Origin of the sequence: Neisseria sp. HMSC070F02 (assembly GCF_001814225.1) — a bacterium.
GTDB lineage: Bacteria > Pseudomonadota > Gammaproteobacteria > Burkholderiales > Neisseriaceae > Neisseria > Neisseria meningitidis.
Genome location: NZ_KV815363.1, coordinates 1 through 312, shown reverse-complemented (window position 1 = coordinate 312; position 312 = coordinate 1). Strand labels below are relative to the sequence as shown.

General features: G+C 42.9%; 1 protein-coding gene. It reads right to left on the bottom strand.

Translation table 11 applies throughout. The features are described 5' to 3' along the window. Positions 1–229, bottom strand: a 229-nt coding sequence (locus tag HMPREF2959_RS10565; RefSeq protein WP_002234497.1) for an IS5/IS1182 family transposase, incomplete at its 3' end; no start/stop codon positions are given. Positions 230–312: the final 83 nt, after the last annotated feature.

The following is a 312-nucleotide window of genomic DNA, read 5'->3' as shown; positions in this document are numbered from 1 at the left end:
AAAAAAAATTCTGCCACAAGCCTTTTTTAGACCATCGGTTAAAGCGGTTATAAGCGGTTTTCCATGACCCTAGCTCAATAGGTATGTCTCGCCATGGTGCACCTGTTCTTAGCTTCCATAGTATGGCTTCCATCACGGTACGGTCGTTCTTCCATTGATGACAGCCGTGCGCTTTCATGGTTGTTTGTAATTGTTCCCATATGTTGTCAGTTATTGCGGTTCTCGCCATTGTTTGTGTTTGCCTATATTTCGTTGGAATATAGGGTTAAAATAGGGCTCTTTTGGGCTTATTCAAATTAGGGACACGCCCTA